This window comes from Corynebacterium aquilae DSM 44791 (assembly GCF_001941445.1).
GTDB lineage: Bacteria > Actinomycetota > Actinomycetes > Mycobacteriales > Mycobacteriaceae > Corynebacterium > Corynebacterium aquilae.
In genome coordinates this window covers 1,194,953-1,208,406 of record NZ_CP009245.1, presented here as the reverse complement: position 1 = coordinate 1,208,406, position 13,454 = coordinate 1,194,953, and the positions used below count along the sequence as shown (strand labels likewise).

The 13,454-nt window shown below is 61.3% G+C and carries 15 protein-coding genes; 1 reads left to right on the top strand and 14 read right to left on the bottom strand.

From position 1 onward, the window contains the following. Positions 1 to 63: 63 nt before the first annotated feature. The 3 genes from CAQU_RS12935 to CAQU_RS05105 all read right to left on the bottom strand — a co-directional run bounded on the left by CAQU_RS12935 (position 64) and on the right by CAQU_RS05105 (position 3,087). Positions 64 to 1,557 carry an MFS transporter gene (locus tag CAQU_RS12935; RefSeq protein WP_075725818.1) on the bottom strand — a complete coding sequence of 498 codons (1,494 nt, stop codon included), beginning with the start codon at positions 1,555 to 1,557 and terminating at the stop codon, positions 64 to 66. Positions 1,558 to 1,815: 258 nt separating this feature from the next. After that, positions 1,816 to 2,709, bottom strand: coding sequence for a tetratricopeptide repeat protein (locus CAQU_RS05110; protein WP_075725816.1), 894 nt, complete (start codon positions 2,707 to 2,709; stop codon positions 1,816 to 1,818). A 63-nt stretch (positions 2,710 to 2,772) separates the two neighbouring features. Then, positions 2,773 to 3,087, bottom strand: coding sequence for a thiamine-binding protein (locus tag CAQU_RS05105; protein ID WP_075725815.1), 315 nt, complete (start codon positions 3,085 to 3,087; stop codon positions 2,773 to 2,775). A 174-nt stretch (positions 3,088 to 3,261) separates the two neighbouring features. On the opposite strand from CAQU_RS05105, the gene mce reads away from it, so the two are divergent. Continuing rightward, a complete protein-coding gene (gene mce, locus CAQU_RS05100) occupies positions 3,262 to 3,720 on the top strand; it encodes a methylmalonyl-CoA epimerase (RefSeq protein WP_075728400.1) in 459 nt (152 codons plus the stop codon). 84 nt (positions 3,721 to 3,804) lie between these two features. Here mce and CAQU_RS05095 read toward each other — a convergent pair whose 3' ends face one another. The 11 genes from CAQU_RS05095 to atpB form a co-directional block, all read right to left on the bottom strand. Continuing rightward, positions 3,805 to 4,092: a hypothetical protein gene (locus CAQU_RS05095; protein WP_075725813.1), complete on the bottom strand. Its 288-nt coding sequence runs from the start codon at positions 4,090 to 4,092 to the stop codon at positions 3,805 to 3,807. A 42-nt stretch (positions 4,093 to 4,134) separates the two neighbouring features. Further along, positions 4,135 to 4,827 carry an endonuclease NucS gene (gene nucS, locus CAQU_RS05090; RefSeq protein WP_075725811.1) on the bottom strand — a complete coding sequence of 231 codons (693 nt, stop codon included), beginning with the start codon at positions 4,825 to 4,827 and terminating at the stop codon, positions 4,135 to 4,137. A 147-nt stretch (positions 4,828 to 4,974) separates the two neighbouring features. Beyond that, positions 4,975 to 5,445, bottom strand: a complete 471-nt coding sequence (locus CAQU_RS05085) for a DUF2550 domain-containing protein (RefSeq protein ID WP_075725809.1) — start codon at positions 5,443 to 5,445, stop codon at positions 4,975 to 4,977. Between the two features lie 540 nt (positions 5,446 to 5,985). Then, positions 5,986 to 6,357, bottom strand: coding sequence for a F0F1 ATP synthase subunit epsilon (locus tag CAQU_RS05080; RefSeq protein WP_075725807.1), 372 nt, complete (start codon positions 6,355 to 6,357; stop codon positions 5,986 to 5,988). Positions 6,358 to 6,370: 13 nt separating this feature from the next. Continuing rightward, entirely contained in the window at positions 6,371 to 7,816 is a 1,446-nt protein-coding gene (gene atpD / locus CAQU_RS05075) for a F0F1 ATP synthase subunit beta (protein WP_075725805.1), read from the bottom strand. Between the two features lie 3 nt (positions 7,817 to 7,819). Further along, complete coding sequence (locus tag CAQU_RS05070) at positions 7,820 to 8,800, bottom strand: F0F1 ATP synthase subunit gamma (protein ID WP_075725803.1); 981 nt, start codon at positions 8,798 to 8,800, stop codon at positions 7,820 to 7,822. A 52-nt stretch (positions 8,801 to 8,852) separates the two neighbouring features. Beyond that, positions 8,853 to 10,496, bottom strand: coding sequence for a F0F1 ATP synthase subunit alpha (atpA, locus tag CAQU_RS05065; RefSeq protein ID WP_075725801.1), 1,644 nt, complete (start codon positions 10,494 to 10,496; stop codon positions 8,853 to 8,855). 69 nt (positions 10,497 to 10,565) lie between these two features. Beyond that, the gene (locus CAQU_RS05060) at positions 10,566 to 11,384 is read right to left on the bottom strand and encodes a F0F1 ATP synthase subunit delta (RefSeq protein WP_075725799.1); all 819 of its coding nucleotides are present in this window, start codon (positions 11,382 to 11,384) and stop codon (positions 10,566 to 10,568) included. 6 nt (positions 11,385 to 11,390) lie between these two features. Continuing rightward, the gene (locus tag CAQU_RS05055; RefSeq protein ID WP_075725797.1) at positions 11,391 to 11,969 is read right to left on the bottom strand and encodes a F0F1 ATP synthase subunit B; all 579 of its coding nucleotides are present in this window, start codon (positions 11,967 to 11,969) and stop codon (positions 11,391 to 11,393) included. Between the two features lie 45 nt (positions 11,970 to 12,014). Further along, positions 12,015 to 12,257 carry an ATP synthase F0 subunit C gene (locus CAQU_RS05050; protein WP_075725795.1) on the bottom strand — a complete coding sequence of 81 codons (243 nt, stop codon included), beginning with the start codon at positions 12,255 to 12,257 and terminating at the stop codon, positions 12,015 to 12,017. A 164-nt stretch (positions 12,258 to 12,421) separates the two neighbouring features. Next, on the bottom strand, positions 12,422 to 13,252 hold the full coding sequence (gene atpB / locus CAQU_RS05045; RefSeq protein WP_075725793.1) for a F0F1 ATP synthase subunit A: 831 nt from the start codon (positions 13,250 to 13,252) through the stop codon (positions 12,422 to 12,424). Positions 13,253 to 13,454 lie beyond the last annotated feature (202 nt).

Below are 13,454 nucleotides of genomic sequence, written 5' to 3'. Positions count from 1 at the left end.
CGACAGGCCCCGACTTCCACTGCACGGTGGAATGCGGGGCCTGCTGCCTGTGAGGGGAAGCTCCTACTTGGAGTCGGTGTCCTCGGGGTTGTTTTCTGCTGGCTCGTCCTCAGCGGTCTCGGCGGCACGGAAAACATCCGCTGCCGCCTCAGCCCCAGTGGCCGGGGCCTGCTCGATTTCTGCTGAGGCTTGGGCCTGCACCTGATCCGACTCCGTGGTCGGGATCTCGGTGGTCGCCGGGAAAGCCTGTGCGCTCGGCTCGGTTGCGGTGTCCGCAACGGGCGCGGGGAAGCCGAAAGTGTCATTGGTTTCGGCGGGCATCGTCAGGGTTTCCACGTGCTCAGCGGCAGCGACGGTGCCGGGCACCTCAGCCTCAGAGTCGTTGGTGTGCTCTGCGATGTTTTCAAACGTTGCGGTGGCCTGATCCTCGCTGACCTCCGGGAGATCCTGGGAGGCATCGTGGGTGGAGGCAGGGGCATCCGCGGTGTCGTGGGGCGCGGTGTGCTGCTCAGCGGCAGCGGCTGCGCCCATAGCGGCACCGGCCGCACCGGCTGCTGCAGCACCCCAGGCGGGACCGCCGTGCTGGGAAGGATCCTGCGGCGCGAAACCAGTCGGGTACTGGGTCGGCGGCATTTGCTGCGGGTAGCCCTGCTGGTAACCACCTTGCGGATAACCCTGCGGGGCCTGCTGGTAGCCGCCCTGCTGGGGGTAACCCTGCTGCGGGAAGCCCTGCTGATAGCCACCCTGCGGATAACCCTGCGGGGCCTGCTGGAAGCCCTGCTGGGGGTAACCCTGCTGCGGGAAGCCCTGCTGGTAACCACCCTGCGGATAACCCTGCGGGGCCTGCTGGTAGCCCGGCTGCTGGCCGATGCTTTGTTGCTCCCGGGGCGGGACCTGCTGCTGCGCCTGCGGGAAGCCCGGCTGGCCCTGGGTCTGCTGCTGCCGGAAGTGATTTTCCTGCTGCATCTGCTGCATCTGCATCTGGTGCAGCTGCATCTGCTGCATCGTTAAGGCCTGCTGACGCAGATCCTGAGCCTCGCTGTGCTGGATTGCGCTCTGGTCGGTAAAGACTCGCGCCTGCAATTCCGCTTTGAAGCGCTCCAGGCGAGCCTTGTCAAACAGGGAAACCACCAGGTTGGTGGACATGCCAGCGTGGTTTTGCACCACCAGCGCCACCGGGTAGCAGGTCACCAGCCACAGCGCGCCCAAAAGGAACAGCACCAAGCCCGCCAGCACAGAATTGGAAATCACGCTGATCGCAATCATCAGGGCAAGGATGCCGGCAATCATGCGTCCCACCCGCAAACGAGAGGTCGTGGACACCCCGGAAATTGCGCTGATCGGGATCGTCATCTCGTCACCGCCGACAGGAATCAACGCCAGCACGGTCGCCGGAATCTTGTAGACGAAACGGGTCGACGAGCACATCATCTGGCCCTTGATATACGGCAAAACCGGGCTGATCATGAAGCGATCGCCATAGACACCGACCTCGCCGGGGGCGAGCTGGAAGTCCGTGGTGTTCTCAACGTGTGGACTCGTAGGTGGCTGCGTCATAAAAGGCCTTTCCCCTGGGATTTCATGCTCCTTTGAGACACAAAACCCGCTGCAAATAAAGACAGAAAAATCACCACCGCACCGATCACAGCGCGGTTAGTTGTCGACTAAAGACTTCCCCTCACCACAGCCTTAGTCAATTCTTTACCCCCAATGGGGTGAGCACTGGCTCACCTGAGCAATATCCGCAAAAATACGCGGGGCGGGCACAACAGCGACACAGCGCCACCATGCCCGCCCACAAGCAGACCCACCCCGCTAGAACAGCACACTGGCCAGACGCGCCCGCGCCGCCAGCACCACTGGATCATCCGGCTCCGCCAACGCAAGCAGCTCCAGCAAACGCTGCTTCACGGTGTCTTTATCCTTGCCACTGGTTCGCGCCATCACATCCAGCAGACGCTGGTAGCCGGCTTCGGTCTGGCCGTTGACGATCTCCTTATCAGCCGCCGCCAACTGAGCGTCGATATCCTCCGGGTGGGCTGCAGCTTCTGCGAGGACATCCCGACCCTTGTTCTGCGACAGGCGAGACAACAATTTCGCGGAATCTCGCGCCGCAGCGGCTTCCTTGTTTTGGGGCTCATGCGCCAAAATATCGTCGTAGACGGCGATGGCGGCATCGAAATCACCGTTGTTTAGCGCCTCAGTAGCGGGAGCAAAACGGGGGTCTTCCACCGGCTGCTGATCTTCCGGTGCGCCCAAGCCCGGTAGCTTGCCCGCGCAGGCCTGCACTACCGCCGCGGTCCACTGCTGCAAGGCCTCCATCGGTTGCGCGCCCTGGAAATCCGCCAGCGGGCGGGCATCAGCCAAAGCCACCACCGTCGGCAACGCCTGTACTCCCAGCATGCCTGCCAAATCCGGGGAAGCATCGGCATCAATGTAGGCGAAAATCCAGGCCAGATTGGCCTGCTGCGCCAGCGTGCTCAAATCCTCTTTGAGTTGCTCGCTTTGGGGGCTGCGGGCAGTACCGACCTGAACAATGACCGGTACCTGCTGGCTGCGACGCAACACTTCAGCTTCAATGTTGTCAGCCGTGGCCATCACCACCGGCGGGATCGCACCGGCCGGGGTTTTCGCAGCCTGGGCGCGGGCCTCCGCCCGGGCCTTTACTTCTCCCAAATCGATGGCGCCGCCAGTAAACGGGGTAGACATAAGGCTACACAGCCCCTTTCCTTGTCTTTAAGGTGTGGAAAAATTTTTTTGCCAGCACTTCAGCTAGCTGTTATCTGGGCTACCAAGCCGCTTGTTGATGGCGTCAACCTTGGCGGTGATTGCCCCAGTGACGCCCGGTCGGATATCGGCTTTGAGCACCAGAGACACTCGCGGGCTTACCGCAACAACTGCCTCGGTGGCCCTTTTGACGACGTCCATGACCTCATCCCACTCGCCCTCGATGTTGGTAAACATCGCATTGGTCTCGTAGGGCAGGCCGCTGGCGCGGACAACGCGTATCGCTTCGGCAACGGCATCGGCCATGTCGGCCTTGGCGCCAGGGGTTTCGGTGGGGGCTACAGAAAACGCTACAAGCATGCGTTCCAGGGTACCTTCCTGCCTTGGCGGTCCGGGTGGTGCACCCCGCCGATAGCGGGGAGCTGGTGTAAGTGAATCCTCGTGAATGTGAGTGCACCCCAACGTTAGGAAAACCACATTTTTTGCCCGACTGTGCCCGAACAGAAACGCTGCTTTGGGCGTATCGTGGACTACATGAGTAACGATTTCCTCGCCATCGAGATTCCCCACGAGTACGTCACCTGCCTCGACCACGTCGGCATCGCAGTTCCTGATTTGGACGCCGCCGTCGAGTGGTACCGCTCCAATATGGGTTGGGTTAACCACCACCAGGAGACCAATGAAGAGCAGGGCGTTGTCGAAGCCATGATCGGCCCGAAGGACCTCACCGAGCGCGGTGGCATGGTCCAGCTGCTGGCCCCGCTGAACGAGAACTCCACCATCGCGAAGTTCATCGATAAGAAGGGCCCCGGCCTGCAGCAGATGTGTGTCCGCACCAACAACATGGATGCCCTGTGCGAGCACCTGCGTGCCCAGGGCACTCGCCTGCTGTACGACACCCCGAAGATCGGCACCGGCGGCGCGCGCATCAACTTCGTGCACCCGAAGGATGCCGGTGGTGTTCTCCTCGAGATCACCGAGCCTGCTTCCTAAGCGCCAGCTTCAATCTCACCTAGCAAGGCCTCAGCAGTCCCCACCGGGGGCGGCTGAGGCCTTGTTCTTTTTCTCGGCGTTTGTTTAGCGGCGCTGCCAGCAGGCGTTGTGCCAGTGACGGCGATCTTCGGCGCCACGCAACCCATCGCGGGGCCAGGCAACGATGTGGGCAATGCCTGGCGGAATGTCTTGGTTGCATCCCGGGCACACATAAAACTTTTGGGCCCTATCGCTGCTAATGCGGCGCACCAGGTATTCCTGCCCGAAGTCCCAACTAGGACCTTCTTGGACTTGGGCGCCGAAGAAGGCGGCACCGTGGGTGGGCAAGGGCCTGGAGGCGCCTCGGGCCCACTTGTTGTTGCGTCGCGCCACTACTTCTCCCCCGCCCTTGTGCCGCGAGATGTCAGCTGCGCGTTAGAACAGGCGCAGTTCATTGGATTCGATTCCACGCAAGTCGTCGTAGTCGAGGACGACGCAGCGTATGCCGCGGTCTTCCGCGAGGGTGCGGGCCTGCGGCTTGATTTCCTGGGCGGCGAACACTCCATGCACCGGTGCGAGCAGTTCGTCGCGGTTGAGCAAATCTAAGTAGCGGGTGAGCTGTTCGACGCCATCAATGCCGCCGCGACGCTTAATTTCGACGGCAACATGCTCCCCGTCGGCGTTGCGGCACAAGATATCCACCGGTCCGATAGCGGTGGGGTATTCGCGGCGTACCAGGCTGTAGCCTTCCCCGAGAGTGTCGATGTGTTCGGCGAGCAGCTGCTGTAGGTGTGCCTCCACGCCGTCTTTGACCAATCCCGGATCCACCCCGAGGTCATAAGACATTTCCGAGTGGATTGCTTCGATGGTGATGCGGAGTTGTTCCTTTTTGGAGTTCTCCACAATCCACAGCTGCACTCCGATGCCTTCGCCGTCTTCGTCGGTGATTTCCTGCTCGGTGAGGGTTACTGGTGGAGTCATCCAGTTCAAGGGCTTATACGCCCTATCGTCGGCGTGGATGGACACCGACCCATCGGCTTTGACCATGAGTAGACGATCGGCCATGGGCAGGTGGGCTTCCAGGCGACCGATGTAGTCGACAGAGCAGCGGGCAATCACGAGACGCATAGTGATACACAATAGCGAACCGGCATCCACGAAGCCGCGTTGCCCTTTAAGGCATGAAAAAACCACCACGTTCTTTGCTGAGGCAAGATCGCCAATAAGCAAGAAGGTGGTGGGGTGCAGCCAGCCCGTCGGGCAAAAGAGGGCTGGTTAGGCTTTGTGCTTTTTGTGGTAGCGCTCGACCTGACGCAGCGCTTTGGCGGCGTTGGAGCGTTCTAGTCGTTGGGTCGGGGCCGATTCAAGCCACGCGGTGAAGGCGGTTTCCCCGCGCAAATCCAGGGCGAGTTCGTATTCTTTGCCACCGGATTCGACGACAAGCACCTTGAGGAAGGATTCCAGGGTGTGGGTTTCGTCCTCGCGGGGTTTTCTGCGGGACATAAGGTGGGTGTCCATGCGCTGCAGGGTGATGTCGGGGCGGCGGCTCAGCGAGCGCAGCTGAAAAAACTCAAGCACCCCATCGTTGTAGCGGATCACTCCGTGCCGCCAGCCATGTCCGCCGTCGGCGGGCAGTGCGCGCATAACGATTGAGGTGCCGTGGGGGCGAAGATAAAAGTATCGATAGGCCGCCTGGGCGCACAGGATGAGCGCCACAAAGCCCCAAATAAGCCAGAAATAAACCACGAGAGCCTTCCTGTTCGTTGCAGATCTCTAAGGTTCTCCGAGTACGAAACGCTTCTTCCCTTTTGTGCCCCTTCACATCGAACCACGCCTCATCCGGTATTGCTGTGGTGCCATCCGGGGGCTGCCGGCTGCACCTGTAGTGAGGTTGTGTGGTGGGTGTGAGGGCCCGGGCCGCGCTGTGGCGGTCCGGTGAAAAAGGGAGCTTTTCGTCCACGACCAGGGATTCTGGCTGCCTACGCCCGAAGCCTGGAAGTTGTCTGACGTTTAGCCGTCATGCACCTTATGGGACATAATACCCGGCAACGACGGGGAAAGGAATATGGTGCATGGCCTGCAACTAATGGGTGACCTCGCTGGAGGGAGATCACAGCTTTTTTAGGGCCCCGATGCAACAGCAACGCGCCTACCGCTGGCTCCCGGGGGAACCTGCGGTAGGCGCGTTGTGTGATGTTGTGGCGCGGGGCCACGGTGCGGTTTGTGCACCCTGCCCGCCCCTACCGCGAAAGGCGGTGGGGGCGGTCTTGCTCGAAGCTTCGAGGACTAGTCCTCTTTGCTGCGGCGCACGGCACGCAGTTCAGCTTCGGCGCGAGCCTTGTGATCTTCGTCGTCAGAGTTCAGATCAGCTTGGGCAGCAGACTCGTCGACTTCGTCGGCCCACACTGCATAATCAGCGAGGACGGTGACTTTGTCGGAGGAGATGGACAGGAATCCACCCTGGACGGCGGCGGTGAGTTTGCCACCTTCCACGGGTCGGATGGTGACCACACCGTTTTCCACGAGCTGACCAAGCATCGGCTCGTGGCCGGGCAACACGCCGATCTCACCTTCGGTGGTCTGGGCCGTAACGATGCTGGCCTTTCCCGACCAGAGCATGCGCTCGACGGAGACCAGTTCAGCGGCAATCTCAGCCATGTGTTTTGCCCCTTTACTTTCCGGTCATCTTCTTGTACGCAGCTTCGACGTCGTCCAGGCCACCCAGGCCGTTGAAGGCCTGCTCCGGGTAGTGGTCGAAGTCGCCGTTGCAGATGCGCTCGAAGGCGTCGATGGTGTGCTCGAGCGGGACGTAGGAACCGGGGATACCGGTGAACTTCTCTGCGACGAAGAAGTTCTGACCCAGGAAGCGCTCGAGGCGACGGGCGCGCTGAACGGTGATCTTGTCCTCTTCAGACAGCTCGTCCATACCGAGGATGGCGATGATGTCCTGGAGTTCCTTGTTCTTCTGAAGGATGTTGATCACGCGCTGAGCAACGTTGTAGTGGCGCTCGCCGACGATACCCGGCTCGAGGATTCGAGAGGTAGAGGTCAGCGGGTTCACTGCGGGGTAAATACCCTTGGAGGCAATACCACGGTCGAGCTCGGTGGTGGCGTCCAGGTGGGCGAAGGTGGTGGCCGGAGCCGGGTCGGTGTAGTCGTCGGCGGGCACGTAGACGGCCTGCAGAGACGTAATCGACTTGCCCTTGGTGGAGGTAATGCGCTCCTGGAGGACACCCATCTCGTCGGCCAGGGTCGGCTGGTAACCCACGGCGGAGGGCATACGGCCCAGCAGCGTGGACACCTCAGAACCGGCCTGGGTGAAACGGAAGATGTTGTCGATGAACAGAAGCACGTCCTGGTGCTGCACATCGCGGAAGTACTCCGCCATGGTCAGGCCGGACAGGGCCACGCGCATACGGACTCCCGGCGGCTCGTCCATCTGGCCGAACACGAGGGCGGTGTCCTGGAGCACGCCCATCTCTTCCATTTCGAGGAAGAGGTCGGTGCCCTCACGGGTACGCTCGCCGACGCCGGCGAACACGGAGGTACCGGAGAACTCGCGGGCGATACGGGTGATCATCTCCTGGATGAGCACGGTCTTGCCCACACCGGCGCCACCGAACAGGCCGATCTTGCCGCCCTTAACGTAGGGGGTCAGCAGGTCGATGACCTTGATGCCGGTTTCGAGGATTTCGGTCTTGCCTTCGAGCTGGTCGAACGGCGGCGGGTCGCGGTGGATGCCCCACTGCTCGCCGTCGCGGCCGAGGCCGGGCTCATCGAGGCAGTCGCCGAGTGCGTTGAAGACGTGACCCTTAACGACGTCGCCGACGGGAACGGAAATCGGCTTGCCGGTATCGGTCACCTCTGCGCCACGGACGAGGCCGTCGGTCGGTGCCATGGAGACGGCACGAACCAGGTTGTCGCCGAGGTGCTGTGCAACCTCGAGGGTGATGGTTTTCGCAACGGCTTCGAGGGTGACCTCGACAGTCAGTGCGTTGAACAGGGTCGGCAGTTCGCCGCGCGGGAATTCCACGTCGACGACTGGGCCGATGACGCGCACGACACGGCCGGCAGTTGCTGCCTGCTGTGCGTTGTGCTCGCTGAGAGCTGTAGTCATTTGCTAGTCACTTTCTCCGCTTTCGGCGAGCGCTCCCGCGCCACCGACGATCTCTGTGATTTCCTGGGTAATTTGTGCCTGGCGGGCCTGGTTGGCAACGCGGCTCAAGTCCTTGACAAGCGCGGTTGCGTTGTCGGTTGCGGACTTCATGGCGTTTCGGCGCGAGGCGGACTCGGATGCTGCTGCTTCGAGCAGCATGGCGAACAGGCCACGAGAGACGTACTTCGGCAGCAGGGCTGCGAAGAGGGTGTCTGCGTCCGGTTCGAATTCGTAGTCGGGTGCGACTTCGCCTTCGGAGCGGTGCAGGATGTCTTCGTCCAAGTCGATTTCGTCGACCTCGACCACCGGTTCGATCGGGAGCAGCTGGTGTGCACGGGCGGTTTGGGTCAGCATGGACTCAAACTCGGTGTACACCACGTGCAGCTGATCGAAGCCCTGGACGGGCTCGCCTTCGGGGCCGAACAGGCCGTCGCGCCATTTGGCGGTTCCGGCGGATCCTGCTTCGAAGGCGTCGATGAGGTGGCGACGCATGTCGTGGGTTTCCTTGTAGCCGGGGTCTTGGGAGAACCCGGTCCACGCACCGGCAATCGCTTCGCCACGGAACTTGTAGTAGCCGAGGCCTTTGTTGCCGGAGACGTAGAGGACAACCTCGTAGCCTTTGGCTTCAAGCATGGACCGCAGTTCTGCGGTCTTCTTGAAGACGTTGTAGTTGTAGCCACCTGCCATACCGCGGTCACTCGAAACCACCAGGATGGCGGCACGGTTGCCGCCCTCACGCTCGCGGAGCATGGGGTGGTCCAGGGAGCTGGCGCTGGCGAGGCGATCGATCACGTGTCGGATCTCCTGCGCGTAAGGCAGCGATGCCTCAACCCGTGCCTGGGCCTTGGTGATTCGCGAGGTTGCGATGAGTTCCTGGGCCTTGGTGATTTTCTTCGTGGAGTTCACCGACTTGATGCGGTTACGTAGTTCGCGAAGATTAGCCATGGCTCATCGCCTCCCTTCTTTTCCTTGGTTGGTCATGTGTGCAACGCTGCCTTTACTTCTTGGCAGCTTTGCGGGACACCGTGATCTGGTTCTTCTTCAGCTCTTCTTCGCTGAGAGCCTCGACCTCGGGGTCGTTGATGACCGGGGTGCCATCGGTGGTGACGAAGGTGCGCTTGAAAGCGTTCGTCGCTGCGATGAGCTCCGCCTTGGAGTCGTCGGAGAATGCGGCGCCACCGTTGATCTGCTCGTAGATGCCTGCAGCGTTGGCGTGCAGGTACTCGTGCAGTTCAGCTTCGAAGCGGCGAACATCCTCGACCGGGACGGTGTCCATTTCGCCTTCGCCGGCGAGGTAGATGGAGACCATCTGGTCTTCGACGGACATCGGGGAGTTTTCGGGCTGCTTGAGCAGCTCGACCAGGCGCTGACCGCGCTGCAGCTGGGCCTTGGAAGCGGGATCCAGGTCAGATGCGAAGGCGGCGAAGGCTTCCAGGTCGCGGTATGCGGCCAGGTCCAGACGCAAGGAACCGGAGACCTTCTTCATGCCCTTGGTCTGTGCGGCGCCACCGACACGGGAGACGGACACACCGACGTTGATAGCCGGGCGCACACCCTGGTTGAACAGGTCGGACTCCAGGAACACCTGACCGTCGGTGATAGAGATCACGTTGGTCGGGATGAAGGCGGAGACGTCATTGGCCTTGGTTTCGATGATCGGCAGTGCGGTCATGGAACCTGCGCCCATGTCGTCGGACAGCTTCGCGGCACGCTCCAGGAGGCGGGAGTGCAGGTAGAAGACGTCGCCCGGGTATGCTTCGCGGCCCGGCGGGCGGCGCAGCAGAAGGGAGATCGCACGGTAGGCCTCGGCCTGCTTGGTCAGATCATCGTAGATCACCAGGACGTGGTTGCCGTTGTACATCCAGTGCTGGCCCAGTGCGGCACCTGCGAAGGGTGCCAGCCACTTGAAGCCGGCGGAGTCGGATGCCGGGGCGGCAACGATGGTGGTGTATTCGAGGGCGCCGTGCTCTTCGAGGGTCTTGCGGACCGCTGCGATGGTGGAGCCCTTCTGACCGATTGCGACGTAGATGCAGCGAACCTGCTTGTTCTTGTCGCCGGATTCCCAGTTAGCCTTCTGGTTAAGGATGGTGTCCAGGCAGACTGCGGTCTTACCGGTCTTGCGGTCGCCGATGATCAGCTGACGCTGGCCGCGACCGATCGGGGTCATGGCGTCAATAGCCTTGATACCGGTCTGAAGCGGCTCTTCGACGGGCTGGCGCTGCAGCACGGAGGGTGCCTGCAGCTCCAGGACGCGGTCTTCTTCAGCCTGGATTTCGCCCAGGCCGTCGATGGGCTGGCCCAGGGGGTTGATAACGCGGCCAAGGAACGCGTCCCCGACCGGGATGGAGAGGACCTCACCGGTCCGCTTTACTTCGTCGCCCTCTTTAAGAGTCTCGTAGTTACCCAGGACCACCACACCGATCTTGTCGGTGTCGAGGTTCTGTGCGACGCCAATGACGCCGCCCGGGAACTCGAGCAGCTCATTCGCCATAACTGACGGGAGGCCCGAAACCTGGGCGATACCGTCAGCTGCCGAAATGACCACGCCGACCTCCTCACGGGAGGCCTCCGGGGAGTAGCTCGAGGTGTAGTTCGCAATCGCGCTACGGATCTCGTCGGAGGAGATCGTCAGCTCCGCCATGTTCTTCCTGCTCTCGGTTGTTTCTTCCAGCATGTGAAATGTGTTTGTGTCGTGTGTCGGTTGGATGAGTTACGCCATAACGGTGCGCATACGCTCGAGCTTGCCCGAGGTAGAGCCGTCGATAACTTCATCGCCAACGCGGATGACCATTCCACCGAGGAGGCTGGGATCAACCTCAGTGTGGATGGACATCGCACGACCGTAAATTCGGCCCAGTTTTTCTTCCAGTGCCTGTACCTGCCCGGCGTTAAGAGCGGATGCCGCAACAACGGAGGCGACCTGTCGACCCTGCAGCGCTGCCACAGTGTCGGCCAGGGAGGCCATGTCGTCGATGGGGTTTCGCTCGGGGCGCCCAATTGCCTGCAGTGCCAGAGCCTCGGTGACGGCGGTTACTTTGCCGTAGAGGACCTTGGCGAGCAGGTCGCGCTTGGCGGCCGGGGTTGCGGTGCGGTCGCTCAGCAGCTGAGTCAGCTGCGGTTGCTTGTCCAGGATTCGGCTCAGCTGGAAGAGTTCGCTCTCCACCTGTCCGAGTTGTCCCTGGTGCTCAGCAGAGCGGAGCATCGCACGTCGCCCACAGGCCACGAGACCGGCGCGCATTTCGCGCGGGGTGGACCAGGTCTGGGCCGCAGCAAAGGTGAGGATGCCGGCAGTAAAGTCCGACACCTTGCCACCAAAGACTGCCGACATCAGGCCGGAACGCTGGGAAGCTTCCGCGGAGGAATCAGCGACGGCGACGCGCAGTGCGCGATCAGCGTCGAGGACTTCCACCACGTCGAAGATTTCCGCGCCGGCTTGTGCGGCCACGGCAACACCGTTGTCGATACCGAACAGTGCGGTGTCGAGGTGCTTGTCGAGTGCTGCCAGTGCTTCGCGGCTTGCTGCGTGCATAGTCGCCTACTTTCCTGCCGGTGCCACGGTGTCGAGGGTGGACAGGAAGCTATCGATGGTGCCGGAGCGCTTCACGGAATCGGAAAGCTGCTCCCCGAGCAGACGCTCGGCCAGGTCGATAGAGGTCTGACCCATCTCGCGACGCAGTTCGCTGACGACCTGCTCACGCTGGGCCAGGAGCTGCTTTTCACCGGACTCGATGATGCGGTTGCTCTCTTCCGTTGCCTGTGCCTTCATGTCCGCAACGATCTGCTTGCCCTTATCGCGGGCTTCTTCGCGGATCTGTGCGGCCTCGGCGCGGGCTTCGGCGAGCTGTGCGTTGTACTTCTCAAGGGCTGCCTTGGCTTCGGCCTGTGCGGCCTCGGCGCGCTGGATGCCGCCCTGGATCTTGTCCTCACGCTCAGCGAGCACTTCCTGGAACTTCGGAAGCACAAACTTCGCGAACAACAGGAGGACGACGATAAGCGGGATTACGGACCAGACCATGTCGTACGGCATCGGAAGCAGAGGGTTGTTGCCGTGCTCCAGCGGGAGTACGACTCCACCCTCGGCTTCTTCAGCCAAGTATGTAATGACGTCGGTCATAGTGCAGTGTCTTTCTTGGTCTAGGACTTTTTAGAAAAAAGCGTCTTAGAACAGGAAGCCGGCAACGAGGCCGATCAGGGCGAGGGCCTCAACGAAGGCGATACCCAGGAACATGGTGGTACGAAGCTGGCCAGCCATCTCGGGCTGACGTGCCATACCCTCGAGGGCCTTGCCCACGAGGATGCCGATGCCGAGGCCCGGGCCGATGGTGGCCAGGCCGTAGCCGATGGTGCCGAGACCGTTGAACTTGGTGGCTTCGTCAGCAGCGAGGAGGAGGATGTCGTTCATGTGGGTTTCCGTTCCCTTTCTAGGTGCCCAGGCCATAGTTTCGGCGCTGGGCTGAACAAGTGTGTGAGGTTTTCAGATGACCTTGATGTCCCGTCCCCGCCACACCGGTTTTCGCGGCGTGTGATGGCGAGGAAGTGATTGTCATGTCGGGGCAGTTTTTAGGGTCAGTGTTCGTCGGCGTGCAACGACAGCTCGATGTACACAGCGGACAACAGAGCAAAGATGTAAGCCTGCAGGAAGATAACCAGCAGCTCGAACATCGTGAATGCAATAGACGCGAGGATGGTGACGCCGGAAACAACGGACCATGCGTTTGCCTGCCAGAGGAAGAAGTTCGTAGCAGAAAACAGCAGGACCAGGATGATGTGGCCGGCGAGCATGTTGGCCATAAGACGCAGAGTCAAAGTGGCCGGTCGCATGATGAAGGTGGAGAAGGCCTCAATCGGCACCACAAGGAAGTGCAGAAGGAACGGCAGGTTAGGAATAACCACCGAGCTCTTGACGTACTTGAAGAAGCCGTAACGCTTCGCACCGGCCCACACGAAGGCGATGTAACCAAAGATGGCCAACACCAGGGGCATACCGATACGGGCGTTCGGAGAGACGTTCAAACCAGGGATCACGGAGGGCAGGTTCGTGGCGAAGACGACGAAGAACATCGTTGCCAGCAGAGGAAGGAAGCGACGTCCCTCCTTCTTGCCCAGAATCTCCTCAGCGATGTGGATCCGGACGAAGTCCAGGAACACCTCAGCGACGTTCTGAAGGCCAGACGGAACCAGCTTGGGGTTTCGCATAGCGATCAGGAAGAAAATCGCGACAATTGCCGTCATCAGCAGACGGACGAGCATCAGACGGTCAAGGGCAAAGGCGCCACCAGCGAAATCGGTCAGCCACATATTGACGACGTGACCGGTCTCACCTTTGTTGCTCGTGCCCTCGACGTGCCCCGGGAAAAATTCATGGTCCAAAGTGGGGGCGTGGAACGACCCCTTCATGGACAAGACTGAAACGCTCAGGGTTCTCTCCCGTGTTCGGGCCGCATTCCACCGAAAGCGTGGCGGTGAAAGCGGTGCGATGGACGTCTGAAAGTGAGTCTGGATCGCCACGGATTCCGTCGCACATCAGCGCGGCGATCACTGGGTGTCTCGCCTATAACCAGTTCCCATCCCAACCGTGGTGGTTGGTGACGTGTGCGCC

Coding starts and splice junctions, on each gene's coding strand:
- CAQU_RS12935 (WP_075725818.1), bottom strand. CDS start 1,557: ATGACGCAGCCACCTACGAGTCCACACGTTGAGAACACCACGGACTTC.
- CAQU_RS05110 (WP_075725816.1), bottom strand. CDS start 2,709: ATGTCTACCCCGTTTACTGGCGGCGCCATCGATTTGGGAGAAGTAAAG.
- CAQU_RS05105 (WP_075725815.1), bottom strand. CDS start 3,087: ATGCTTGTAGCGTTTTCTGTAGCCCCCACCGAAACCCCTGGCGCCAAG.
- mce (WP_075728400.1), top strand. CDS start 3,262: ATGAGTAACGATTTCCTCGCCATCGAGATTCCCCACGAGTACGTCACC.
- nucS (WP_075725811.1), bottom strand. CDS start 4,827: ATGCGTCTCGTGATTGCCCGCTGCTCTGTCGACTACATCGGTCGCCTG.
- CAQU_RS05080 (WP_075725807.1), bottom strand. CDS start 6,357: ATGGCTGAGATTGCCGCTGAACTGGTCTCCGTCGAGCGCATGCTCTGG.
- atpD (WP_075725805.1), bottom strand. CDS start 7,816: ATGACTACAGCTCTCAGCGAGCACAACGCACAGCAGGCAGCAACTGCC.
- CAQU_RS05070 (WP_075725803.1), bottom strand. CDS start 8,800: ATGGCTAATCTTCGCGAACTACGTAACCGCATCAAGTCGGTGAACTCC.
- atpA (WP_075725801.1), bottom strand. CDS start 10,496: ATGGCGGAGCTGACGATCTCCTCCGACGAGATCCGTAGCGCGATTGCG.
- CAQU_RS05060 (WP_075725799.1), bottom strand. CDS start 11,384: ATGCACGCAGCAAGCCGCGAAGCACTGGCAGCACTCGACAAGCACCTC.
- CAQU_RS05055 (WP_075725797.1), bottom strand. CDS start 11,969: ATGACCGACGTCATTACATACTTGGCTGAAGAAGCCGAGGGTGGAGTC.
- CAQU_RS05050 (WP_075725795.1), bottom strand. CDS start 12,257: ATGAACGACATCCTCCTCCTCGCTGCTGACGAAGCCACCAAGTTCAAC.
- atpB (WP_075725793.1), bottom strand. CDS start 13,252: ATGAAGGGGTCGTTCCACGCCCCCACTTTGGACCATGAATTTTTCCCG.